The sequence below is a fragment of the Williamsia muralis genome (assembly GCF_051487485.1).
Classification (GTDB): Bacteria; Actinomycetota; Actinomycetes; order Mycobacteriales; family Mycobacteriaceae; genus Williamsia; species Williamsia muralis_B.
The window spans coordinates 500,669-524,314 of the sequence record NZ_JAHVCV010000001.1; the positions used below are offsets into that span (position 1 = coordinate 500,669).

The 23,646-nt window shown below is 65.1% G+C and carries 21 protein-coding genes; 11 read left to right on the forward strand and 10 right to left on the reverse strand.

Going from position 1 to position 23,646, the window contains the following annotated elements; genetic code table 11:
- Positions 1-98: 98 nt before the first annotated feature.
- The 4 genes from gltB (at position 99) to KXR83_RS02480 (ending at position 8,176) form a co-directional block, all read left to right on the forward strand.
- The gene (gene gltB, locus KXR83_RS02465) at positions 99-4,685 is read left to right on the forward strand and encodes a glutamate synthase large subunit (protein WP_437423437.1); all 4,587 of its coding nucleotides are present in this window, start codon (positions 99-101) and stop codon (positions 4,683-4,685) included.
- Positions 4,678-6,144, forward strand: a complete 1,467-nt coding sequence (locus tag KXR83_RS02470; protein ID WP_437423438.1) for a glutamate synthase subunit beta — start codon at positions 4,678-4,680, stop codon at positions 6,142-6,144. Before gltB ends, KXR83_RS02470 begins: the two co-directional genes overlap by 8 nt.
- A gap of 102 nt (positions 6,145-6,246) precedes the next feature.
- Positions 6,247-7,197 (forward strand): cutinase family protein, encoded by a 951-nt coding sequence (locus KXR83_RS02475; protein WP_437423439.1) that lies wholly within the window; start codon positions 6,247-6,249, stop codon positions 7,195-7,197.
- An 811-nt stretch (positions 7,198-8,008) separates the two neighbouring features.
- Positions 8,009-8,176, forward strand: coding sequence for a hypothetical protein (locus KXR83_RS02480; RefSeq protein WP_157366776.1), 168 nt, complete (start codon positions 8,009-8,011; stop codon positions 8,174-8,176).
- Positions 8,177-8,192: 16 nt separating this feature from the next.
- Here KXR83_RS02480 and KXR83_RS02485 read toward each other — a convergent pair whose 3' ends face one another.
- From KXR83_RS02485 to lysX, 4 genes are read right to left on the reverse strand one after another with little or no spacing between them, the layout of a single operon-like run.
- A complete protein-coding gene (locus KXR83_RS02485; protein WP_437423440.1) occupies positions 8,193-9,071 on the reverse strand; it encodes an alpha/beta fold hydrolase in 879 nt (292 codons plus the stop codon).
- Positions 9,072-9,121: 50 nt separating this feature from the next.
- Positions 9,122-9,955: a class II glutamine amidotransferase gene (locus KXR83_RS02490; RefSeq protein WP_437423441.1), complete on the reverse strand. Its 834-nt coding sequence runs from the start codon at positions 9,953-9,955 to the stop codon at positions 9,122-9,124.
- A gap of 44 nt (positions 9,956-9,999) precedes the next feature.
- A complete protein-coding gene (locus tag KXR83_RS02495; protein ID WP_437423442.1) occupies positions 10,000-10,758 on the reverse strand; it encodes a hypothetical protein in 759 nt (252 codons plus the stop codon).
- A gap of 19 nt (positions 10,759-10,777) precedes the next feature.
- Entirely contained in the window at positions 10,778-14,149 is a 3,372-nt protein-coding gene (gene lysX, locus KXR83_RS02500) for a bifunctional lysylphosphatidylglycerol synthetase/lysine--tRNA ligase LysX (protein WP_437423443.1), read from the reverse strand.
- A gap of 62 nt (positions 14,150-14,211) precedes the next feature.
- Here lysX and KXR83_RS02505 point away from each other — a divergent pair, with 62 nt between their 5' ends.
- From KXR83_RS02505 to KXR83_RS02515, 3 genes are all read left to right on the forward strand, one after another.
- Positions 14,212-14,451 carry an RNA-binding S4 domain-containing protein gene (locus KXR83_RS02505; protein ID WP_437423444.1) on the forward strand — a complete coding sequence of 80 codons (240 nt, stop codon included), beginning with the start codon at positions 14,212-14,214 and terminating at the stop codon, positions 14,449-14,451.
- Between the two features lie 88 nt (positions 14,452-14,539).
- Positions 14,540-15,025: a ribonuclease E activity regulator RraA gene (gene rraA, locus KXR83_RS02510; protein WP_437423445.1), complete on the forward strand. Its 486-nt coding sequence runs from the start codon at positions 14,540-14,542 to the stop codon at positions 15,023-15,025.
- A gap of 11 nt (positions 15,026-15,036) precedes the next feature.
- On the forward strand, positions 15,037-16,590 hold the full coding sequence (locus KXR83_RS02515) for a succinic semialdehyde dehydrogenase (RefSeq protein ID WP_437423446.1): 1,554 nt from the start codon (positions 15,037-15,039) through the stop codon (positions 16,588-16,590).
- A 40-nt stretch (positions 16,591-16,630) separates the two neighbouring features.
- Here the strand turns inward: KXR83_RS02515 and KXR83_RS02520 are convergent, their stop codons facing one another.
- The 3 genes from KXR83_RS02520 to KXR83_RS02530 are packed head-to-tail and all read right to left on the reverse strand — an operon-like array spanning position 16,631 to position 17,733.
- Positions 16,631-17,062, reverse strand: coding sequence for a DUF309 domain-containing protein (locus tag KXR83_RS02520; RefSeq protein ID WP_437423447.1), 432 nt, complete (start codon positions 17,060-17,062; stop codon positions 16,631-16,633).
- Positions 17,055-17,258: a hypothetical protein gene (locus tag KXR83_RS02525; protein ID WP_437423448.1), complete on the reverse strand. Its 204-nt coding sequence runs from the start codon at positions 17,256-17,258 to the stop codon at positions 17,055-17,057. The genes KXR83_RS02520 and KXR83_RS02525 overlap by 8 nt, the downstream gene beginning before the upstream one ends.
- A 31-nt stretch (positions 17,259-17,289) precedes the next feature.
- A complete protein-coding gene (locus KXR83_RS02530) occupies positions 17,290-17,733 on the reverse strand; it encodes a hypothetical protein (protein WP_437423449.1) in 444 nt (147 codons plus the stop codon).
- A 110-nt stretch (positions 17,734-17,843) separates the two neighbouring features.
- Here KXR83_RS02530 and KXR83_RS02535 point away from each other — a divergent pair, with 110 nt between their 5' ends.
- The 3 genes from KXR83_RS02535 (at position 17,844) to KXR83_RS02545 (ending at position 20,840) form a co-directional block, all read left to right on the forward strand.
- Positions 17,844-18,692: an SDR family oxidoreductase gene (locus tag KXR83_RS02535; RefSeq protein WP_437423450.1), complete on the forward strand. Its 849-nt coding sequence runs from the start codon at positions 17,844-17,846 to the stop codon at positions 18,690-18,692.
- A 173-nt stretch (positions 18,693-18,865) separates the two neighbouring features.
- Entirely contained in the window at positions 18,866-20,203 is a 1,338-nt protein-coding gene (locus KXR83_RS02540; protein WP_437423451.1) for an APC family permease, read from the forward strand.
- 82 nt (positions 20,204-20,285) lie between these two features.
- A complete protein-coding gene (locus KXR83_RS02545) occupies positions 20,286-20,840 on the forward strand; it encodes a DUF1990 family protein (protein WP_437423452.1) in 555 nt (184 codons plus the stop codon).
- Here KXR83_RS02545 and KXR83_RS02550 read toward each other — a convergent pair.
- Positions 20,807-21,220, reverse strand: a complete 414-nt coding sequence (locus KXR83_RS02550) for a MerR family transcriptional regulator (protein WP_437423453.1) — start codon at positions 21,218-21,220, stop codon at positions 20,807-20,809. The genes KXR83_RS02545 and KXR83_RS02550 overlap by 34 nt on opposite strands.
- Positions 21,221-21,284: 64 nt before the next feature.
- Here KXR83_RS02550 and KXR83_RS02555 point away from each other — a divergent pair, with 64 nt between their 5' ends.
- The gene (locus tag KXR83_RS02555; RefSeq protein ID WP_437423454.1) at positions 21,285-21,950 is read left to right on the forward strand and encodes an NAD(P)H-dependent oxidoreductase; all 666 of its coding nucleotides are present in this window, start codon (positions 21,285-21,287) and stop codon (positions 21,948-21,950) included.
- Here KXR83_RS02555 and KXR83_RS02560 read toward each other — a convergent pair.
- On the reverse strand, positions 21,939-22,562 hold the full coding sequence (locus KXR83_RS02560) for a hypothetical protein (protein WP_437423455.1): 624 nt from the start codon (positions 22,560-22,562) through the stop codon (positions 21,939-21,941). The genes KXR83_RS02555 and KXR83_RS02560 overlap by 12 nt on opposite strands.
- 151 nt (positions 22,563-22,713) lie before the next feature.
- Positions 22,714-23,640, reverse strand: coding sequence for a copper resistance D family protein (locus KXR83_RS02565; protein ID WP_437423456.1), 927 nt, complete (start codon positions 23,638-23,640; stop codon positions 22,714-22,716).
- Between the last annotated feature and the right edge of the window lie 6 nt (positions 23,641-23,646).

The window sequence follows — 23,646 nt, forward strand, 5'->3', positions numbered from 1 at the left end:
TGCGGTGGTCCTGACAAGGGCTGCCACAACCCGTGCGCCGTAACCTACAGCTGAAACGGTGCGCTCGCACGGCGAACGCGATGTTAAGGGCGAAAAGTATGAAGCACGCTCCCGGCCCGATAGGGCTCTATGACCCGCAGAACGAGCACGACTCCTGCGGCGTTGCCTTTGTTGTCGACATGCATGGACGACGCAGTCGCGACATCGTCGACAAGGCCATCGCGGCCCTGGTGAACCTCGAACACCGAGGTGCAGCAGGAGCCGAGCCGAACACCGGTGACGGCGCCGGAATCATGATCCAGGTACCGGACAAGTTCTTCCGTGCCGTGGTCGATTTCGAGTTGCCACCGGAAGGCTCCTACGCCACCGGTATCGCATTCCTCCCGCAGGGTTCCGGCGACGCCAAGACCGCTGTGGACGGTGTCGAGAAGATCGTGGAGGCCGAAGGTCTCACGGTTCTCGGCTGGCGTGACGTGCCCACCGACGAGAGCTCGCTCGGTGCCCTGGCCCGTGACGCGATGCCGACGTTCCGGCAGATCTTCATCGCCGGCGACAGCAGCGGCGAAGACCTCGAACGGCGTTCCTACGTGGTGCGCAAACGGGTGGAGACCGAGCTGGGCAACAAGGGCGCGGGCCAGGATGGTCCGGGTCGCGAAACCGTGTACTTCCCCAGCCTTTCCGGCCGCACCTTTGTCTACAAGGGCATGCTCACCACCCCGCAGCTGCGCGGCTTCTACGTCGACCTGCAGGACGACCGGGTCGAGAGCGCGCTCGGACTGGTGCACTCACGCTTCTCCACCAACACCTTCCCGAGCTGGCCGCTGGCGCATCCGTTCCGACGCGTCGCCCACAACGGCGAGATCAACACCGCAACCGGCAACGAGAACTGGATGCGGGCCCGCGAGGCGCTCATCGACACCAGCGTGTTCGGCGAGGGCACCGCGGAGAAGATCTTCCCGGTTGTCACCCAAGGCGCCTCGGACACCGCACGTTTCGACGAGGTGCTCGAGCTCCTGCACCTCGGTGGCCGCAGCCTTCCGCACTCGGTCCTGATGATGATCCCCGAGGCGTGGGAACGCCACGAGTCGATGAAACCCGAGCACCGAGCGTTCTACGAGTACCACTCCACGTTGATGGAGGCCTGGGATGGACCGGCGTCGGTGTGCTTCACCGACGGCACCGTGATCGGCGCGGTGCTCGACCGTAACGGTCTGCGCCCCAGCCGTATCTGGGTCACCAAGGACGGACTCGTCGTGATGGCGTCGGAGGTGGGTGTCCTAGACATCGACCACTCCGACGTTGTGCAGAAGCTGCGTCTGCAGCCGGGCCGGATGTTCTTGGTGGACACCGCAGCCGGCCGCATCGTCGACGACGCGGAGATCAAGGACGAGCTCGCCGGCGAACACCCGTACCAGCAGTGGCTGGACGAGGGCATGCTGCACCTCGACAAGCTGCCCGGACGGCCGCACACCCACATGCCACACGACCGGGTTCGGCTGCGCCAGCAGGTCTTCGGATACACCACCGAAGAAGTCGACCTGCTGGTCTCGCCGATGGCCACCACCGGTGCCGAGCCCATCGGCTCGATGGGAACCGACACCCCGCTCGCTGTTCTCTCGCAGCGCCCGCGCATGCTGTTCGACTACTTCCAACAGATGTTCGCGCAGGTCACCAACCCGCCGCTGGACGCCATCCGTGAAGAGGTGGTCACCAGCATCGGCGTGAGCATCGGCCGTGAGGCCGACCTGCTGAATCCCGGGCCCGAGTCGTGCCGCCAGATCGTGCTGCCCCAGCCGATCCTGGACAACGACGACCTCGCCAAGCTCGTGCACCTCGGTGACAACGAGCAGTACGCCGACTACCGCAGCGTGCAGATCCGCGGTCTCTACCCGGTCGCCGAGGGCGGCGACGGCCTGCGCAAGGCGCTCGACAACGTGCGTACCCAGGTGTCCGAGGCCATCGCGGACGGCGTCCGACTGGTTGTCCTGTCCGACCGCGAGTCGGACGAGACCCTGGCGCCCATCCCGTCGCTGCTGCTGGTCTCCGCGGTGCATCACCACCTGGTGCGGGAGAAGACCCGCACCCAGGTCGGCCTGCTGGTGGAGGCCGGTGACGCCCGAGAGGTGCACCACATGGCCGCGCTCGTGGGCTTCGGTGCCGCGGCGATCAACCCCTACATGGCCTTCGAGACCATCGAGGACATGTCGGTGCGTGGCGCCCTGGGCGACCTCGACTACGAGACGGCGCGCAAGAACTACATCAAGGCCGCCGGCAAGGGCGTTCTCAAGGTGATGTCGAAGATGGGCATCTCGACACTGGCGTCCTACACCGGTGCGCAGCTCTTCCAGGTCATCGGCATCAATCAGGACACCGTCGACGAGTACTTCACCGGGTTGCGGTCGCACCTCGGTGGTATCGGCCTCGACGACATCGCTGCCGACGTCAGCGCACGCCATCAACTGGCGTTCAACCACCGGCCCGAGGAGCGCGCACACCGCGAGCTCGAGGTCGGCGGCGAATACCAGTGGCGTCGCGAGGGCGAGTACCACCTGTTCAACCCCGACACCGTGTTCAAGCTGCAGCATTCCACCCGCACCGGGCAGTACTCGGTGTTCAAGGAATACACCAAGCTGATCGACGACCAGTCGAAGAAGATGGCGTCGCTGCGTGGGTTGTTCGAGTTCAACTTCGACGACCGCGACCCGATCCCCATCGACAAGGTCGAGCCGGCCAGCGAGATCGTCAAGCGGTTCTCGACCGGCGCGATGAGCTTCGGCTCCATCTCGGCCGAGGCCCATGAGACCCTCGCGATCGCGATGAACCGACTCGGCGGGCGCTCGAACTCCGGTGAGGGCGGCGAGAATCCGAGCCGTTTCGAACCCGACGAGAACGGCGACTGGCGTCGTAGTGCCATCAAGCAGGTGGCCTCGGGCCGTTTCGGCGTGACCGCGCACTACCTCACCAACTGCACCGACATCCAGATCAAGATGGCGCAGGGCGCCAAGCCCGGTGAGGGTGGACAGCTACCGCCGCACAAGGTGTACCCGTGGGTCGCCGAGGTGCGAGGCTCCACACCCGGCGTCGGCCTCATCTCGCCGCCGCCCCACCACGACATCTATTCGATCGAGGATCTCGCCCAGCTGATCCACGACCTGAAGAACGCGAATCCGTCGGCAAGGATTCACGTGAAACTTGTGTCGGAAGTGGGTGTCGGCACCGTCGCGGCGGGCGTCTCGAAGGCGCACGCGGACGTGGTGCTGATCTCCGGTCACGACGGTGGTACCGGCGCGACGCCGCTCACCTCGGTCAAGCACGCCGGTGGTCCCTGGGAACTCGGTCTGGCCGAGACCCAGCAGACGTTGCTGCTCAACGGCCTTCGCGACCGCATCGTGGTCCAGGTCGACGGCCAGCTCAAGACCGGTCGCGATGTGGTCGTGGCCGCCCTGCTCGGTGGCGAGGAGTTCGGATTCGCGACTGCACCGCTGGTGGTCTCGGGTTGCATCATGATGCGCGTCTGCCATCTCGACACCTGCCCGGTGGGCGTCGCGACCCAGAACCCCGTGCTGCGTGAGCGTTTCACCGGCAAGCCCGAGTTCGTCGAGAACTTCTTCATGTACATCGCCGAAGAAGTGCGCGAACTGCTGGCCCGCCTCGGCTTCCGCACCCTGCAGGAAGCCGTTGGCCAGGTGCAGATGCTCGACACCACCAAGGCGCTGCAGCACTGGAAGTCGGCCAAGGCAGGAAAGCTCGACCTGTCGGCGATCCTCACCCAGACCGATTCGCCGTTCATGAACCAGGACCTGTATTGCTCTGGCAGCCAGGACCATTCGCTGGACAAGGCGCTCGATCAACAGCTGATCACCCAGGCTCGGGCGGCGATCGATTCGGGTGAGCGCGTGTCGTTCACCTCTGAGATCGCCAACGTGAACCGCACCGTGGGCACCATGCTGGGGCACGAGATCACCAAGGCGTACGGTGCCAACGGCTTGCCCGACGGCACGGTCATCATCGATTTCCACGGCTCCGCCGGAAACAGCTTCGGTGCGTTTGTGCCCAAGGGTGTGACGCTGCGACTCAAGGGCGACGCCAACGACTTCGTGGGCAAGGGCCTCTCGGGTGGCCGGATCGTGATCGCCCCGGCGGACAACGCACCGGAAGGCTTTGTCGCCGAAGAGAACATCATCGCCGGCAACGTCATCGGCTTCGGTGCCACCTCCGGTGAGATCCTGCTCCGAGGCGTGGTGGGCGAGCGTTTCTGCGTCCGCAACTCGGGCGTCACCGCTGTTGTCGAAGGCGTGGGCGACCACGGCTGCGAGTACATGACAGGCGGGCGCGTGATCGTGCTCGGACCGACCGGCCGCAACTTCGCCGCCGGTATGTCCGGTGGTATCGCGTACGTCTACGACCCCGACGGCGTACTGGAGAGCAATCTCAACACCGAACTGGTGCAACCGGAGCCGCTCGAGGACGAAGACCTCGAGTTCCTGGAAGGCATCGTGAACAAGCACCGCAACGAAACCGGTTCGCCGGTGGCCGCTCGTATCCTCGAAGACTGGGAGAGCAACGTCGGCCGATTCGTGAAGGTGATGCCGCGCGATTACAAGCGAGTGCTGCTCGCTATCGCCTCAGCCGAGAAGGACGGGCGCAACGTGGACGAAGCAGTGATGGAGGCCGCACGTGGCTGACCAGAAGGGCTTTCTCAAGCACCCCGAACGTGAACTGCCGCAACGGCGGCCGGTTCCGCTACGGCTCATGGACTGGAAAGAGGTCTACGAGGACTTCGATCGCGACAAGCTTCGCGTCCAGGCCAGCCGATGCATGGACTGCGGGATCCCGTTCTGTCACAACGGTTGTCCTCTCGGGAACCTGATTCCTGAGTGGAACGACCTCGTGTACAAGGACCGTTGGGCCGACGGCATAGACCGTCTGCACGCCACCAACAACTTCCCGGAGTTCACCGGTCGGTTGTGCCCGGCCCCCTGTGAGGCGTCGTGCGTGCTGGGCATCAACCAGCCTGCCGTCACCATCAAGCAGGTCGAGGTCGAGATCATCGACAACGCCTTCGATGAAGGCTGGGTCACGCCGGTGCTGCCGACCGAGAAGACCGGCAAGTCGGTTGCGGTCGTCGGGTCAGGACCTGCGGGACTCGCTGCGGCGCAGCAGCTCACGCGCGCCGGCCACGATGTCACCGTGTTCGAGCGGGCCGATCGGATCGGTGGTCTGCTCCGCTACGGCATCCCCGAGTTCAAGATGGAGAAGCACCACATCGACCGCCGTCTGGACCAGATGGCAGCTGAGGGAACCCAGTTCCGTGCGGGTGTCAACGTCGGTGTCGACGTGACCGTCGAACAGCTCCAGGCCGACTTCGATGCGGTGGTGCTGTGCAACGGCTCCACCAAGGGCCGCGACCTGCCGATCCCGGGCCGTGAACTCGATGGCATCCATCAGGCGATGGAGTTCCTGCCGTGGGCCAACCGGGTTCAAGAGGGCGACGACGTCGTCGACGGTGACGGCATGCCGCCGATCAACGCCAAGGGCAAGAAGGTGATCATCATCGGTGGTGGTGACACCGGCGCGGACTGCCTCGGTACATCGCTGCGTCAGGGTGCCGAGATCGTCCACCAGTTCGAGATCATGCCGCGCCCGCCGGACGAGCGCGCCGACTCCACCCCGTGGCCCACGTACCCCCTGATGTACCGGGTGTCGTCGGCCCATGAAGAGGGCGGTGAACGCGTATTCTCGGTGAACACTGAGCAGTTCATCGGTGAAGACGGCAAGGTCACCGGTTTGCGTGCGCACGAAGTCGTGATGAACGCCGGCCGTTTCGAGAAGGTCGAAGGCAGTGACTTCGAGCTCGAGGCCGACCTCGTTCTGCTGGCCATGGGCTTCGTCGGACCCGAGCGCGAGGACTTCCTCGACAAGCTCGGCGTGGAGTACAACGAACGCGGAAACGTCAAGCGCGACGACAACTTTCAGTCGACGGTCCCCGGCGTGTTCGTGGCCGGTGATGCCGGTCGCGGGCAGTCGTTGATCGTCTGGGCGATCGCCGAAGGACGGTCTGCGGCTGCCGCTGCGGACAAGTTCCTCACCGGCGCCACCCTGCTCCCCGCACCCATCGTTCCCACCCAGGCACCGCAGCGCTGAAGGTGCGGGATCGCTCCCGACCTGTCAAGATGAATCGGAACACACCTGTGTTCTGATTGGTATCGAGCTGTGATCAGCAGTTTTGCTCGGGAGGAAAAGTTCATGCGGGTGGGCACTGTTCTGGGATGGCGGCGACAGCGTGGACGCCGCACACGCGCGCTGACGAGTGTGCTGGCAGCAGGTGTGGTGACGGTCGGGGCATTGAGTGCACTGTCGGCACCCACCGCATCGGCTGATCCCCCGGGATGTCCAGAGCTCTACGTGTTGGCCATTCCCGGAACCTGGGAGAAGTCGGCCGATGCCCAGATCCGCGGAATGCTCGCCTACCCCACGACCGGCCTCGGCGGCGAGACCCAGACCCAGCTGGTCGGGTACAACGCCACGGCCTTCCCATGGGAGAACGGCGGCGCCGTCTACGGCGAGTCGAAGGCTCAGGCTGTGGCCAACGCCGAAGGCCTTGCCATCACCATGACCAAACGGTGCCCGGGTACGAAGGTCGCGTTGATCGGATACAGCCAGGGTGCTGACGCAGCCGGCGACCTCGCCGCCGACATCGGGACCGGCCGGGGAGCCATCGCGCCCGCCAAGTTCGCCGGCGCTGTGCTGATCTCCGACCCGCGCCGCTCGAAGCAGGATGCGCTCATCGGACCGCCGCTGTCGGGCGAGGGCAACGGCGGACCACGCCAGGGCGGGTTCGGATGGGTGAAGAACCGCACCTTCACCATCTGCGACCCGGGCGACCAGTACTGCAACATTCCGCGGGACTACTACGTCTCCCGCGTGGTCGGGTACCTGGCCGAGACCAGCAACCCGAACCCCGACATGTTCGCCCAGTACCAGGTTGAGGCCGCTGCGATCTTCAACGAGCTGGTCACCCGCGGCGGACCCGGCGCCGTACTGAACGAACTCAGCAACGAGAAAGCCCGTTCGCAGATCATCGCGTTCAACCGCTTCATCGAATCGGGCTCACACACCAACTACGGCAACTTCCAGGTGCAACCAGGCGTCACCGCACTGCAGTGGGCCCAGAACTACCTGGCCGGCCTGGCCTGACCTGGGGGTTCGGCATACTTCCTCCTCCGGTTGCAACCGGAGCACCTGACTGGAGTCGGAGGGTCTGGCCGGCTCGACCTACTTCCTCCGGTTGCAACCGGTGCGTCTAGCTGGAGTCGGAGGGTGTGGCGGGTCCGGCGTAGTTCCTCCGGTTTCGGTGAGTTCCTCCGGTTGCAACCGGAGCACCTGACTGGAGTCGGAGGGTCTGGCCGGCTCGACCTACTTCCTCCCGTTTGCAACCGGAGCGTCTGACTTGAGTCGGAGGGTCTGGTGGGCCACCGCATTCCCTCCCGTCGCAACCGGAGCTACTGGCTGGAGTCGGAGGGTTTGGCGGGTCCGGCGTACTTCCTCCGGTTTCGACCACGTCCTCCGGTTGCAGCCGGAGGGTCTGACTGGTGTCGGACGGTTTGGTGGCGCTGGCGTACTTCCTCCGGCTTCGACCACTTCCTCCGGTTGCAGTCGGAGGGTCTGGCGGGGCCGGCGTACTTCCTCCGGTTTCGGCGACTTCCTCCGGTTGCAACCGGAGCATCTGACCGGAGTCGGAGGGTTTGGCGCAACACCTCCGCCCGCCCTGTTACCCCTGGGGAAGATGTGACTCGCCCGCGTGGCAAACCGAATCAGGACAACTCCGGGCGTAGCGTGACATTCACCACATTGTGGCAACAACACCCCTGGTGAGGCCTGTGCAGAGGTAACGACGCGGTGGGCCATCACGACATAACGCGCAGGTACAGACGTCCAAAAGTTTCGACTCTGGACGATCGCGGTACCCAGAAAGTTATCCGCTGCACTAAACAGGACGTGATCAGTCGTGAAACTGGCGAAGTCGCACAACAGCCGCCGCACCCCTCTACTCGGTCGACACCCGCACATTTTCGGTTCGGATGGGTTGATCGCGCATCGACGACTCGCTCGGATGCTGCCCGAAGAGGGCGAACGACTGGTGACGGTCGCCGACCTGCGGAACTTCAACCTCTGATCGCTCCGGCTGGGGACTACGTGTCGGCGATCGCTCGCGCGGCAAAATCCTGGATCAGCCCGGCAGCGACATCGGGCTGCTGGACCATGAAGAAGTGGCGCGCGGGACTGACGGGCGTGTAGTCGGCGCCGAGGAATCGGGCGTACCGGGCCTGCTTCCAGTTCCAGAACAGTCGCACCGGTGTGCGCCGCCCGGGCAGGGCGGAGACAACCAGAGTCGGCGCCGTGAGGGGTCTCGTCCGTCGCATAGCCACCAGTACTGAGTTGAGAACCCCGAACGCGGCCTGCTCGACGAGAAGTGCTCGTGGATATCGATGTCCGCCCAGCACCTCCCCGATCCAGTGGCGCTGCTCAGCTGTGTACCCGCCCGGCGGCCCAGGCGACGTTGCGATCGCATGGCCGCGGATGCCGGCCGACCGGGGGAGCCCCAGAGCCTTGATGAGGTGTGCGGCCAGGTGCGCCAAGCGGTTGCTGATGCCTGGCGGCACCAACTGCAGTGGCAGCATCACGTACGACCCGTCGAGCATGATGACTGCGGCCACCCGCTCCGGACGGCCGCGGGCGAATGCCTCCGCGTAAAGCGACGCCAGCGAATGCCCTGCGACCACAACGGGTTCGGTGACCCCGACCGCGTTGAGCACCTCGTCTATCCGTCGGTTCTCGTCGTCGATCGACGGGATCTGCCCGGGAGGGAGTGGATCGGACAACCCGTAGCCGGGGCGGTCGTATCGGATCACCGTCCATCGGTCGCGGAGCAGTTCTGCCAGGTGATCGAAGTCGAACCAGTTGCCGCCGAGCGCGGCCAGGAGAAGCAGTGGTGGACCCTGGCCCTCGACGACCACATGGGTTCGCAGGCCGCAGATGGTGAAGAACGCGCCGGGCGGCTGCAGCTGCATCGAGCCATTCTATGCCGGGCTCACCACTCGGCAGGGCCGGCGGCAGGTGGTCAGGTGGGTGGTTGCGGTCGAAAAGGTCGCTGTTCGTCCGGGCCCTTCTGCACGATGAGTGCACTGGAAGGCGGCACCTCATGCCACAGCCCGGGGAGCGCGCTCAGCGGTTCGGACACCACCACGCGAGCTTCCTCCGAGAAGTGGGCCAGACGTTCGTTCTCGGGATACAGCTTGCGAAGCGACTCGACGTCGTCGCTGACGTACAACGTGTTGACCACTGGGCCGCTTGCATAGCGAGCGGCGTACAGGCGTTCACCGTCGGTGAGCCCGATCGTCATCTGAACGGGCTCGGCGATGCCCTGCGATTCAGCCAGCGCTTCGATGTGACCGGCCATCCGCTCCAGACCGCCGAGTGGATCGTCCTCCAGCCCGAAGGTCAGCGCGAGGTAGAACATCACCTCCGAATCCGTCGATCCTCCGATGCTCTCGAACAGGTCCGGCCGCACGGCGAGCATGAGGTCGCGTCGGAGGCGTTGGAAGTCGGCGATGAAGCCGTTGTGCACGAACATCCACCGTCCATACCGGAATGGATGGCAATTCGTTTGCTGCACTGGGGTACCGGTGGCCGCCCGCACATGTGCGACGAACAACGACGATCGCACAGTCGCCGACAGCTCGCGAAGGTTCTCGTCTCCCCAGGCGGGGGCGGCGCTCCGGAACAGCGTGGGTCGGCCAGCCTCGCTGTACCAGCCCAGTCCATGACCGTCGGCGTTTGCGGTGGGAACATCGGGCGCAGCGAGGCGACTCTGCTGGATCAGGGAGTGTTCGGGGTCGTAGAGAAGTTCTTTGGGGTTGATCGGATTCCCGTAGTAGCCGAGCCAGCGACACATGGGTCATCTCGTTCTCTGAGCGCCGGAGGAGATGGGTGCAGCGGTCAGGGCGTTCGTTGTTCGCGACCGCCGACGAGATCACGCATCCGGTCACGACGACCGACGTACAGCTCGAACCGGCGCTCGGCGCGCTCGAGCTTGCGTCCAGAGTAGAACCTGCGCGCCCAATACGAGGTCGGATGAGCCAGCCGTAGCGCGCCGATCAACCCGAGGAGTGGCACCGGCAACCCGATCAGCCCTGTCGCGAGCTTGCCCTTGAGCAGACAGATCACCGAGTAGGCGACATGCACGAGCACGATCACCGCTGTGATGGCCACGCTGGTGCTGGACGGATTGCCCTCATCGACCCCGCCGAGGGGAGTGGTGCCGACCAGCATCGCCACACCGAATACCGTCGCGATCATCACCGCGTCGATCGACTTGCGGCCCTCTTCGGACCAGTACACGTCTTCCAGATGCAGCCACAGCGCGAACTCGTCGAGCGCGAGGGCGGCGCCGATCCCGAACGCCGCGGCCAGCACCTCGCGCCACGGCGGGTCGGGCTGGAACCGGAACTCGAGCAGCCCGGCGGTGAGGATCAGCAAGATCCCCCACACCTGGTGGTGGATGTGTACTCCACCGATGTAGATGTCGTTGACCGGTCCGCCCGACGCGGCTTCTGCATCGTCCGGCGTGTTCTCGTTTCGAGCGCGAATGGATCGAGTGATCCAACGCGTGATGCCGTAGGTCACGATGAATCCGACCAGGGCGAACACGGCCGCAGACCGGCCTGTCTCGACCACGTGGGTCATGTACCAGTTCAAGCGTCAACCTTCAGAGCGGTCACTTCGGTTTCGCGAGCGGGAACGCGAGCGTCTCCCGGATCGACTGTCCGGTGAGCAACATGACAATGCGATCCACTCCGATGCCGAGCCCTCCCGTGGGGAACATGCCGTGTTCGAGGGCCTGCAGGAAGTCCTCGTCGAGTTCCATCGCCTCGGGGTCGCCGCCCGCCGCGAGCAACGACTGTTCGGTGAGCCGCCGGCGCTGCTCCACCGGGTCGGTCAATTCGGTGTAGGCCGTACCCAATTCGACACCCCACGCGACCAGGTCCCAGCGTTCGGTGACACCGGGGATGGTGCGGTGCTGGCGCGTCAGCGGTGACACCGACGTCGGGAAGTCCTTGTAGAACGTCGGGAACGTGGTCTGGTCTTCCACCAGGTGCCCGTACATCTCCAACGCGACCTGACCGGCATCCCAGTCGTTGCGGTAGGGGATCTCGTGCTTGTCGCACAGTTCCTTGAGGTACTCCACCTCCGAGTACGGGGTGACCTCTTCGCCGATTGCCTCCGACACCGCGCCGTGCAGTGTCTTCACCGGCCACTCACCGGAGATGTCGACCTTTTCGATCTCCCCGTCCTTGCCCTCGATGTAGACCACCTGCTCGCCGTGCGCGGCAACCGCGGCGTTCTGGATCATCTCGCGGGTGAGGTGCAGCATGCGGTCGTAATCGCTGTGCGCCTCATACGCTTCCAGGCTGGTGAACTCCGGGTTGTGCTTGAAGTCCACACCTTCGTTGCGGAAGTTGCGGCCCATCTCGAACACGCGCTCCATGCCGCCGACGCACAGCCGTTTGAGGTACAGCTCGGGAGCGATTCGCAGATACAGATCGAGGTCGTAGGCATTGATGTGCGTGCGGAACGGCGCGGCGTTCGCGCCGCCGTGGATCTGCTGCAGGATCGGCGTCTCCACCTCGAGGTAGTCGCGGCCGGAGAGGTAGTCGCGCATCGACTTCACGATGGCGCTGTGCACTCTCATGAGTTCACGTGCTCGGGGATTGATGGTCAGGTCCACGTACCGCTGACGCACTCGCGCCTCGGGGTCGGTGAGCCCACTCCATTTGTCCGGCAACGGATGCAGGCACTTACCGAGCATCCGCCAGTCCTTGGCCAGCAGCGACAACTCGCCCTTGCGGCTGCGCCCGACCACTCCGCTGACCTCGATGAGGTCGCCGAGATCGACTGTGCTTGCCAGGTCGAGGGTTTCCGGCTTCAGGGCGCTCGCATCCACGAGTACCTGCACGTCCCCGCTCCAGTCGCGCACATCGCAAAACACGACCTTGCCGAAGTCGCGCATGCGGATGACGCGGCCAGCCACCCGGGCGGTGGTCCCTTCAGGCGCGCTCACGGCCTGCGCGATGGTGTGGGTGGGCGGATAGGCGGGCGGATAGGGGTCGACGCCGGCCGCGGTCAGCTGCTCCAGTTTGGCCAGTCGGACGCGGACCTGCTCGGGACGCCGCGGTCCGCGATGCTCGGCTTTCTCCTCGCTGGCGATCTCCGCGGCGATCGCGTCGATGTCGACACCGGGCGGCACCGAGGAGGCATCCCCGGTGAAGTCGTTGCCCTGCCCGAACTTCGGCAGCTTCACGAATCCTTCGTTGACCACCGCGGCCAGGCCGACTCGCGGGATCGTGCGACCGTCCTCGAAACACAGGAATCGGGGAACCCACTCGGGGTGGTACTTGGCGTTCGACTTGTACAGCGATTCCATCTGCACGAACTTCGACGCGAAGGTGAGGGCTCCGTACATCGCCCGCATGATCGGGCCGGCGCCGATCTGGCCGCCTTCTTCGAACACCACCCGGAAGGCGGCGAAGTTCATCGAGATGTCGAGGATTCCGAAGGCCTCGGCGTTCTCGGCGAACTCGGTCACCATCGTCTCGACCAGTCCGTTGATCGAGTCCCGGTCGCGGCGCATCACATCGAGCGATGCTCCGGTCTGCCCCCAGGGGACAAACGAGAGCATGCCGACGACCTTCTCGTTCGCGGTGCCCGCGTCGCGCACTGCTTCCACGAGAATGGACCGGCCGTCCGCGGGGTCACCGAGACGCCCCAGAGCCATCGAGAAGCCGCGTTCTTCGTCGGTGTCGCGCCATTCGTCGGCGCGCGCGATGACCGCGGCCATCTGTTCGGGGGACAGATCCTCGTGGCGGGCGATGCGCACGGTGATGCCGGCGCGCTTGGTGCGGGCCACCGACTGCCGGACGGCCTTCATCTCCGGTCCGTTGAGGTTGTAGCCGCGGGTGTGGACGATGGCCTCGTCGCCGATGTTGAGTGTGGTGAATCCGGCAGCGTCCCACGCCTCCGCGCCGGTGGCACTCACGCCGATCGCGCCCGGATGCCAGCCGTACCGGTCACAGATCTTGAGGAATTCTGCGATCGCGTCGGGCCAATAGCGCTTGTCGCCCACGGGGTCTCCGCCGGCCATCGCGGTGCCGACCTCCACCCGGTAGGTGATCGCAGCCATGCCGTTGGGAGCGAAGACAACCGCCTTGTCGTGGCGGGTGGAGAAATACGCAAGTGAGTCGTCGCCGCTGAACCCATCGATGAGCAGCCGCAGCAACCTCTCGTCGGTCGCGGTCATCGAGTTGTTCGACCGCTGCGAACGGAACAGGATCAACGCCGCGGCGATGAGCGCCAGCGCGCCGAGCAGACCCAGGAACGTCTCGACGGGTGCATAGGAATGGTGCTCGTCGAAGTCGGTCGACAGGTCGACGGACCCGAACGTCACCACATGGTTGATCGCGTAGGGCAGTCGCTGGGAGGCTGTGAGGGTGTGGGGGAATATCTCGACGAGGGCCCAACCGATGAGGGAACCGACGACCAGGCCGGCGACCAGCACTCCGGCAGCGCGCCAGAGAGCGCCACGGCGCACACGGGTATAGAACTGCCGATAACTCGCGATCAAATACATCAGGGCGAACACGTGCAGGACGACGCCGATGCAGATATTGATCCGCACCACGGTGTTCACGCCGTTTTCCGAAGACAACGGCTCGAATAGGTAGAGCGCATTTCCGATGGCATAGACGGCGACGTACGCCACCGTGATCCACCACGCGATCCGCTTGCGGGACGCGAGTGCAAAAGCGAGCAGTGCCAAGACGAACGCCCAGGCGAAGCTGGTGTCGGGTGCGGAGATCAGATAGTTGTCGACGTAGTCGCGAGGCACCTCGGTGAGGCGGCGGAACTGCAGGGAGATGCTGCTGAGCAGCGAGATGGCGGCAAGGACGCCCGCAACCCAACTGACGTACCGGGGCGCGTTCTTGAACCATCCCGCGGGTGGGACCAGGCGAGTCGGCCGACGGGGCGCAGGAGTTGCCTCGCTGCTCACCTCGATTGAGTCGACCGTGGTTTCGGGTGAATCGACGCTCACAGGTGTTGCCTTTCCGCAGCTGGTCCGCAGTAACGTTATCTCTCAGATGGGAGGATTGAACGGTGAGCCGAGAAACAGTTCCGATCCGAGACAATTCCATCCGACTGGGCCAATTCCTGAAGCTGGCAAATCTCATCGAATCCGGGGCCGAGGCAAAAGAAGTCATCGCGGACGGATTGGTCAGTGTCAACGGTGAGACCGAGACGCGGCGCGGTCGACAATTGGTCACGGGCGACGTCGTGGACATCGGCGGTACCGAGGCCGTGGTCGGCGGACCAGACGACGGTGTGCTCCCGGACTGACATCTACGACCGTGGTCGACCGACTCGGATGCGGCGCCGGTCAGCGGTGGTTACCGGTCGGTAGGTACGAGTCGTTAGGCTGAGGTGCATGAGTGAGATCACCTTCGTTGCCACTGCCGACCTCGTGGACGAGATCGGCCAGGAGGTACGCAGCTGCGACCTCCAGTTCACGCAGTTCGGAAAGCGCCGGGAGTTCGTCGGCCGGGTCACCACGGTTCGGTGCCTCCAGGACAATGCCCTGCTGAAGCAGGTGCTCGGCGAACCCGGTGACGGCGGAGTGCTCGTCGTCGACGGTGCCGGGTCGGTGCACACCGCCCTTGTCGGCGACGTGATCGCCGAACTCGGCCGATCCAACGGCTGGAGCGGGATCATCGTGAACGGTGCGGTCCGCGACTCGAAGCTGCTCGCCGGCATCGACATCGGTATCAAGGCTCTCGGGACCAACCCGCGCAAGTCCACCAAGACCGGAGCCGGCGAGCGTGACGTCCCTGTTGAACTGGGCGGCCTCACCTTCAATCCCGGCGACCTGGCATACAGCGACGACGACGGCATCGTGCTCGTCGCGGCCGAATAGGAGACATGATCATGGGCAAGCCAGATACAGCCACGTTCGACCGTTTGCGGGGGCTCATCGCCATCGACGACCCGGACGCCCGTTCCACGCGCCCGGTTCTCGAGGCGTTCACGGGCGAGGAGATGACCACCATTCCGGTCGGCACCGCCGACGACGTGCGGGCAGCGTTCGAGCGGGCGCGCGTCGCACAGGTCGAGTGGGCCAAACTCTGGCCGCGTGACCGTGCCAAGATCCTGATCGACTTCGCGGCCCTGGTGCTCAAGAACAAGGATGCGCTGGCGGACATGGCGCAGGCCGAGACCGGTAAAGCGCGCGCCTACGCCCAGGAGGAAGTGCTGGACGTGGCGATGACCGCCCGGCACTACGCCAAGACCGGCCCGCGGTTGCTTGCGGCGAGCAAGGTCAAGGGGATGCTGCCCCTGGCCACCGACACCCGCGTTCGGTATCAGCCCAAGGGTGTCGTCGGTGTGATCTCGCCGTGGAACTACCCGATGACCCTGGCTGCCTCCGATGGGGTCGCCGCCCTGATGGCCGGTAATGCGGTGGTGCTCAAGCCCGACAGCCAGACGCCGTACTGCGCCCTCGCCGTGGTCGAGCTGCTCTACCAGGCAGGCCTGCCGAAGGATCTGTTCGCCGTGGTGCCCGGACCGGGCTCTGTTGTGGGACAAGAGATCTTGGCTCAGGCCGACTACCTCATGTTCACGGGGTCTTCCGAAACCGGCGCGCAGCTCGCCGAGCAGGCCGGCCGTCGCCTCATCGGGTTCTCGGCCGAACTCGGTGGCAAGAACCCGATGATCATCACCAAGACCGCCGACATCGACAACGCTGTCGAAGGTGCAGTGCGCGCCTGCTTCTCGAACTCGGGACAGCTCTGCATCTCGATTGAGCGCATCTACGTCGAGAAGCCGATCGCCGATGAGTTCTCCGCCAAGTTCGCGCAGCGGGTGTCGGCGATGAAGGTGGGCAAGTCCTACGACTTCTCCACGGAGATGGGGTCGTTGGCCTCGGCGGACCAGGTCGACACCGCCGAACGGCACGTCGAGGACGCCAAGTCCAAGGGCGCCGTGATCCTCGCCGGCGGACACCGCCGTCCCGAACTCGGACCCTTCTTCTTCGAGCCGACCGTTCTGTCCGGGGTTGCCGACGGGATGGAATCGTTTGCCGGTGAGACCTTCGGGCCGGTTGTCGCCATCTATCCGGTGGACTCCGTGGACGAGGCCATCAAAGAGGCCAACAACACCGAATATGGGCTCAACGCAAGCGTTTTCGCCGGATCATCGGATGAAGGCCGCAAGATCGCCGCAGAGCTGCGCGCCGGCACGGTCAACCTGAACGAGGGCTACGCAGCGGCGTGGGGTTCCACTGCGGCTCCGATGGGCGGTATGGGCAAGTCGGGCGTCGGCCGCCGTCACGGCGCCGAAGGGCTTCTCAAATACACCGAGCCCCAGACGATTGCGGAGCAGCGGGTGATCGGTCTGGGTGGCATCAAGGGCGTGCCGCAGGGCCTCTTCTTGCGGACCGTTCCGGCGTTCGTGAAGTCGCTGAAGTTCTTGCCCGGTCGTTGACCGACGGTGCCGGCCGCGGATTCCGCGCGGCCGGCATCACTCATCGTGTGTCCTGAACCTGTTGCTCCGCGCACGCGATGACGGCGTCCAGATCGAGGCCGTACGGCGTCGCGTCGACCAGGCTGTAGCGCAGAAGCCGACCGGCCCCGCGTTCGACGAGACGTTCGGCGCCCCTGGGATTCCCGCGCAGATGATGCGTCAGGCCGACACAGATCTGGGCCAGCCCCTGCCACAGTTCCCGTTCGTCGGGCGGACACGTCTTCCAGCGGACCTCGAACACCTCGTGTGCTGCGAACGGTCGTCCCGCGTCGATGAGTTGGCGTGCCAGCGCGATGGTTTCGTCGGGTGGCAACGGATCTTCGGAGACCGGTTCGACACCCTCGGCGCCGTACGGCAGGGGCCTGCCCAGCTCGTCCCGCGGCCGGGCCTGCCGTGCGCGGCCGTCGGGGTCGCGGTCGCGACGCTCAGGCATCGTCCACCTCGTTGCTCGTCCTGCCGCCCAGCCAGGCGAGGACCGCGGGATCGTCCGATCGCAGGCGCTGCACTTCCTCGCCACCGTCGCAGGTGCACATCGAGATGGTCACGGCAGAGGCGGTCCGGGACGTCACGCGCCAGACGGCACCTGAATCGGTCCACCGGATCAGCGACTCGATCACGTTCTCTTCCACGATTCCTCCCTTCCGGCGGTCGGTGTCAAAACTATCCCGTCACATACCAACTCTGGGACAGCAGAAGGATCCCGGCAGCGACGAGCGCGGCCACTTTGAGCACTTCGGCGCCGATGTACACGTGATGTGCGTGCGACCGCGGCGCCTGCTCGCCGGCGATCACCCGATCCGACCGACGGGTGAGCGGCGGCCGGACCACAATGACCTGAAACGCGAGGATGGCGATCGCACACAGGCATGGGATCAGCACTCGGTACGGGACGTCGCCGATCACCATCGCGATCGCCAACACAACCGCAAGGATCGCCTCGACGGTGTTCAGCGCCCGGAACACCAGCCGCCCGATGCCCAGTCCCGTCTTCAGATCCACCCCGGGAGCGCGGAACTTCAGCGGGGCCTCCAGGAAGGAGATGGCCAGGACCATTCCCAGCCAGATGAAGACGCTGGCTGTCGCGGTGGCTTGTGCTGTGGTCATGCTGCGGGGTCCCATCGTTCGGAGGCGTTCGCAGTGCCATCATCGAGGACAACGTGCCGCAGCAACAGCACGTGCTCGGTGCAGCGAGTCCACCACGACGGGAGAATCCAGTGACCCAACATCCATCCATCGCGGTCGCGGGGGCCACCGGCAACGTCGGCGGATTGGTCGCGCGTGCCCTGTCGGAGGCCGGGACAGCTCTGCGGTTGGTGGTCCGTTCGCGCGGCCGGGCGCCAGTGTTGCCCGGGGCAGCGGTCGCGGAGACGAGCTACGGCGACCACGACGCCGCGGTCGCCGCACTCGCGGACGTCGACACCTTGTTCATGGTGTCGGCCTCGGAGAGCGCAGACCGGTTGGACCAACACCGCACGTTCGTCGATGCGGCTGTCCGGGCCGGTGTGCAACACATCGTCTACACGTCATTCCTGAATGCGGCACCCGATGCGACTTTCACTCTCGCGCGCGATCATTGGGCAACGGAGGAGCACATCCGTGCGTCGGGTGTGCAGTTCACGTTCTTGCGTGACAGCTTCTACATCGATTTCCTGCCGAGCCTCGCCGGCGCCGACGGCGTGATCCGTGGCCCGGCCGGCGACGGCGCGGTGGGTGCGGTGGCGCGTGCCGACGTCGCGCGAGTGGCGACCGCGGTTCTCTCCGATCCGGCGTCACACCTGGGTGAGACGTACGACCTCACCGGCCGCGAATCACTCACCTTCGACGACGTGGCGCGGATCATCACCGAAACCAGCGGTCGCACAGTCACATTCCACAACGAGACAATCGACGAAGCCTACGAGTCGCGGAAATCGTATGGGGCGCCGGACTGGCAGTTGGACGCCTGGGTGTCCACCTACACCGCGATTGCCGCGGGTGAACTGGCAACGGTGACCGACACTGTGGAGACCATCACGGGCCGGCCGCCGATGACATTGCGTGACTTCATCGTCGGCTCGGCGTGACCGTGCACAAACGCTGACGATCCTGGCGGGAACGCTTGCCGGCACCTCTGTGGTTTGCCGAAGGTTTTCGATCGTCGCTCGCAGGCTATGCCTACCTGGAACAAACGTTGTAGAAACAGCTGGCCCTCGAGCAACGTCGGCCGGCACATTCTCGGGTGCACCAGGAGATGCGAATGACGGCTGATGCCGAAACCGGAACACAGGCAACAGGCGATGAGCCCGCATCCAAACTGAAGCGGAAGATCACCGGACCGCTGCTGTTCTTGTTCATCTTGGGTGACGTGCTCGGAGCCGGTATCTACGCCCTGATGGGAGTGCTGTCCGAGGAGGTGGGTGGCGCACTGTGGGCGCCGCTGATCGTCGCGCTTCTGCTGGCCCTGCTCACCGCCGGTTCTTATGCCGAGTTGGTCACCAAATATCCGCAGGCCGGCGGCGCAGCGATCTTCGCCGAGCGGGCCTTCAAGCAGCCGATCGTCTCGTTCCTCGTGGGTTTCTGCATGCTGGCGGCAGGGGTCACGAGCGCAGCCGGACTGGCACTGGCCTTCTCCGGTGAATACCTCAAGACCTTCATCGATGTGCCGACCGTCCCAGCTGCGCTGGTGTTCCTGGCGCTGGTTGCCTGCCTGAACGCACGGGGCATCAGCGAGTCGGTGAAGAGCAACGTGGTCATGACGATCATCGAGGTCAGCGGACTGGTCATCGTCATCGCAGTGGTCGGGGTGATGCTCGGTGAAGGTCGAGGCGATGTGTCCCGGGTGACCGAGTTCCCGGACGGCTCAACCCCCGCGATGGCCATCCTCAGCGGTGCCATCATCGCCTACTACTCCTTTGTCGGATTCGAGACCTCGGCCAATGTCGCCGAAGAGATCCGCAATCCCAGTCGCGTGTACCCCTCGGCCCTCTTCGGGTCGTTGGCAACAGCCGGGCTCGTCTACGTGCTGGTTGGACTCGCCAGCTCGATCGCCCTGCCCGCGAGCGTGTTGTCCGAGTCGTCGGGACCGCTGCTGGCCGTTGTCGGGGAGTCCGGTGTCGGCATCCCCGACTGGGTCTTCAGCTTGATCGCACTGGTGGCCGTGGCCAACGGCGCACTGCTCACGATGATCATGGCCAGCCGCCTCACCTTCGGTATGGCCGAACACAGACTTCTTCCGAGCGCACTGGCGAAGGTGCTGCCCAACCGGCGCACCCCGTGGGCGGCGATCGTGGCGACGACGTTGGTGGCGATGCTGCTCACACTCACCGGCGACCTGTCGACATTGGCCGAGACGGTGGTGCTGCTGCTGTTGTTCGTCTTCATCTCCACAAACATCGCTGTGCTGGTGCTTCGTCGGGATCCTGTCGACCACAAGCACTTTCGGGTACCGACGGTCATTCCGATCCTGGGTGTCGCGTCGTGCGTGCTGCTGCTGACCCAGCAGAGCGGTGAGGTCTGGATGTATGGCGGGCTCCTTCTTGCGGTGGGTATCGCACTTCATTTCGCGGCCGTCTGGGTTCGTCGACGTGCCGCGTGACACCTCGTCTCGCGGTGTGGGCAGCATCGACAAAGTCGAGATGCAGTCTCCACAGCCAAATTCCGGCGGATAGGCTCCACAGATGAGCAAACCATCTGTCCGGCCTATGGATTCGGACACCGCGGGACGTTTGCGGGCGGCGGAGTTCACCTACCCGGAGGTCGGTGCGACCAAGACCGGTATGCCGTCCGGTTACCACCACCTTCGACGAGAAAGAACCGTGGGATCGGGCGCTGCAGTGTTCCGCGAACTCGGCGATGCTGTTCTGAGGTGGCAGGTGCAACTCGGCGCCGGCCTGACGGTGACCAGTCCGGACGCGAAAGTCAGCGAAGGGACCATCGGACTGGTCGGGCTCGGAGTGGGTGCGGCCAGACTGAAGGCGCCGGTGCGAGTTGTGTACGTGCTCGACGAGCCCGATCGCTGCGGTTTCGCCTACGGCACCCTGCCCGGTCACCCAGAAGCAGGTGAGGAGCTGTTCTGCGTCGAGCACCGAGCCGACGACAGTGTGGTGCTGGTGGTCGCGGCCTTCTCACGCCCACACTCGGTCCTTGCCCGGGCGGGCGGACCCGTCGGGAGGCTCGGTCAACGCCTGGTGACGAAGCGTTATCTTCGTGCGCTGGACAATCCAGAGAGCTGATCCGGCGAGTTCGAAGCTTTCATGGCATCGCGCACATGCGTTCGCAGCTCGGCGATCCCGGCTCTCTGTGCCCGGAGACGACGCATCGCGTCGGCCAGCTGATGTTCGCGCTCGTCGAGTTGTCGTAGGGCTTCACGGCGTTCCTCGTCGGTCGCCTCGTCGGGGTCGGCGCACGCGACGCGAAGGATGAAAGCGGACTCCGACAACGACAGTCCTGACGCCAAGAGGCATCGGATGTCTTCGACGGTCTGCACGTCTTCTTTCCGGTACCGCCGGTAACCGTTCGGATCACGCGTCGGCGTCAGCAAACCGGCTTTTTCGTAGTGCCTGAGCATGCGGGAGCTAGCGCCCGTGATGTCACTCAAGTCGCTGATGTGCATCGATGCCTCTTCTCGGATGTGAACCTTGACCTTGACACTGATGTCATAGTTTACCGTCGCCGGTATGAGCAACGCAGATCAGCAGTCCGATGTCATCCTGGTGGTTGTCCACCCCGACACCCAATCGGTCACCTGGAATGTGGCCCGAGCGATGCAAGAGAGCATCGCCGGCGAAAACCTCACTGCCACAACATACGACCTGGCGGCGTCGGGATTCGACCCCGCCTTCAACAGTGACGATCTCGCACACTTCCGAGGTCTCGCCGGGGTCCCCGCGGACGTCGCGGAGCAGCAGCAGATGTTGCGATCTGCCGCGGCGGTGGTGTTGGTTTTCCCGGTCTATTGGTGGTCGCTGCCGGCGCTCGCCAAGGGCTGGATCGACCGAGTCTTCACACGCGGCTTCGCCTATGACGATCGAGTCGCCGACGCCCCGAGCGCCATCAAGGGCCTCCATCTTGTGGCGATCGGCGGAATAGATGAAGGGACGCATCAGCGACACGGATACAAAGAGGCGATGACGCTGCAGTTGATCCATGGGATCGCGGACTACTCGCGCATAGAGGCGTCGTCGATCGACTACCTCTACGACGCAGATTCCGACGACCCGGACGTTCGGCGTGAACGGATCGCTCAGGCCGAGGTCATCGGCGCCAAGATAGCGGCGAGTGTGGTCGGGCAACTCGAATCGGCATCACCACAACAGCTTTCGTCTCTCGGGCTATCGACGTAGCCGCCGGATCGCCAGGAAGATGAGCGCCAAGAAAACCACGGCGCTGCCGATTTTGAGCACCGGGCCTGTTGTCGACGGCTCAGGCAGAGGCAGGGGTTCCGTGCGTTTGAGAGCTGTGAACCGGGCCTGCTGATCCTCGTCCGGAGTGGGCGCCGAAGGTTCCGGGTGTCTGGGTTCCGGTGCCGCAGCCGGGGCGGGAGCAGTCTTGGGAGACGGGGGAGCCGCCGACTGTGCCGGGGTCGATTTGGGTGGAGCCGTGTTGCCAGGCTTGCCAGGACCCTTGCTGACCGGAGGCTTTTTGGCGGGTGCCTTCTTCGATACGACGTGTTCGGCGTTGGCGTGATTGGGTGTGCCGGCGTCAGACCTACTCGGCGCAGACGCCTTCTTGGGTGGAGTGTTGCCGGGCGCAGCCTTTTTCGCGGGGGCCTTCTTGGCAGCAGTCTTCTTCGCAACGTCCTTCTTGGGGGCGGCTTTTTTCGCCGCCTTCTTGGCGGCGGTCTTCTTGGCGGCGGCCTTTTTCTCCGGAGCCTTTTTCGCAGCCGACTTCTTGGCCGGCGGGACGGGGCGCTCGCCCGACTGATCGGAGTCGGGCTGGGAGTCCGGGTCGGCCATACGGCTCAGCTCCTTCGAAGACGGGCGGACTGATCACCGTGTCTCGATTCGGCCCGGAGGTTCTGACCCAGGCCGGCACGAAGACGCGGGGCGACGTCACGTGTACGTGGCTGCGCCGTCGTCAATCATGCCCGGTTCCGGCGGGTTCGGCTCAGCTGGGTGCGGTGGTCCCGAGCCCGGCGGCCAGTCCGATGACAACCGCCATCAGCAGCACCTCGACGATCGCGCGCCGCAGCGACGCCTGTTCGGAACTGCGATGGTTGTTGGCCGCAGGCAGCCACCGCCGCCGTTGATCGGCAGCCACCGCAAGCAACGCCACCATGCCCACCGACTTCGCAAGCAGGATCCGGCCGTAACCCGTGGACCAGACCTCGCTGATCGAATCCAACTCCAGCACGGCAGCGACCACACCGCTGACAATCAGTGCCAGCACCAGCCACTGCGCGTAGCGCGAGAAAACGGGCAGCACGGTTGCCCAGCCCTTTCGGCCGCGGACGGTGAGGGCAAGAGCCGCGAGAGAACCGCACCACCAGCTCGCCGCGAGTACATGCACGGCGATGAGCAATGCTCCACCGGTCAGCTGTCCCAAGTGCCCGGTGACTGGTCCGATCAACAGACCCAACGCGGCGAGGGCGCCGACGGCTTCGGGCGCGATCAGACTCGGATACCGGATCCAGACCGCGCAGAACAAGGTGACCGCCAGCGCGCACATCGCTGCGATCAGACCGGCGGTGGTGCCGCTGACCCGGAAGAAGTCGTTGATGCCCACCTCGTGCGGTGCGAGCCCCGTCCGTTCGGCGGCACCCAGCCAGGCACCGACCAGTAGCGACACCGCCCACACCGCAGCGAGCACCGATGCCAGACGCAGCACCGGTTGGGTGAGCCCTTCGCCGCCGAGGAGCTTGACGGTGGAGAGCCCGAGCACGGTCATCCCGGCGAGTAGGGCGACGGCCCCAGCAATTGATTCGGCTTCAGGACCGGCGGGACGCGCGAGCGCCCAGGCCAGCAACAAGCCCAGCCAGACCGCGGGCACGGAGACGAGCAACCACTCGCGCCGCACCGCGCCCGCGGTCGTCACTGTTCG

What these genes read in the sequence shown, in the direction of transcription:
- gltB (WP_437423437.1), top strand. Translation starts at nt 99, where the DNA reads ATGAAGCACGCTCCCGGCCCGATAGGGCTCTATGACCCGCAGAACGAG.
- KXR83_RS02475 (WP_437423439.1), top strand. Translation starts at nt 6,247, where the DNA reads ATGCGGGTGGGCACTGTTCTGGGATGGCGGCGACAGCGTGGACGCCGC.
- KXR83_RS02485 (WP_437423440.1), bottom strand. Translation starts at nt 9,071, where the DNA reads ATGCAGCTGCAGCCGCCCGGCGCGTTCTTCACCATCTGCGGCCTGCGA.
- KXR83_RS02490 (WP_437423441.1), bottom strand. Translation starts at nt 9,955, where the DNA reads ATGTGTCGCTGGCTCGGCTACTACGGGAATCCGATCAACCCCAAAGAA.
- rraA (WP_437423445.1), top strand. Translation starts at nt 14,540, where the DNA reads ATGAGTGAGATCACCTTCGTTGCCACTGCCGACCTCGTGGACGAGATC.
- KXR83_RS02515 (WP_437423446.1), top strand. Translation starts at nt 15,037, where the DNA reads ATGGGCAAGCCAGATACAGCCACGTTCGACCGTTTGCGGGGGCTCATC.
- KXR83_RS02520 (WP_437423447.1), bottom strand. Translation starts at nt 17,062, where the DNA reads ATGCCTGAGCGTCGCGACCGCGACCCCGACGGCCGCGCACGGCAGGCC.
- KXR83_RS02530 (WP_437423449.1), bottom strand. Translation starts at nt 17,733, where the DNA reads ATGACCACAGCACAAGCCACCGCGACAGCCAGCGTCTTCATCTGGCTG.
- KXR83_RS02540 (WP_437423451.1), top strand. Translation starts at nt 18,866, where the DNA reads ATGACGGCTGATGCCGAAACCGGAACACAGGCAACAGGCGATGAGCCC.
- KXR83_RS02545 (WP_437423452.1), top strand. Translation starts at nt 20,286, where the DNA reads ATGAGCAAACCATCTGTCCGGCCTATGGATTCGGACACCGCGGGACGT.
- KXR83_RS02550 (WP_437423453.1), bottom strand. Translation starts at nt 21,220, where the DNA reads ATGCACATCAGCGACTTGAGTGACATCACGGGCGCTAGCTCCCGCATG.
- KXR83_RS02555 (WP_437423454.1), top strand. Translation starts at nt 21,285, where the DNA reads ATGAGCAACGCAGATCAGCAGTCCGATGTCATCCTGGTGGTTGTCCAC.
- KXR83_RS02560 (WP_437423455.1), bottom strand. Translation starts at nt 22,562, where the DNA reads ATGGCCGACCCGGACTCCCAGCCCGACTCCGATCAGTCGGGCGAGCGC.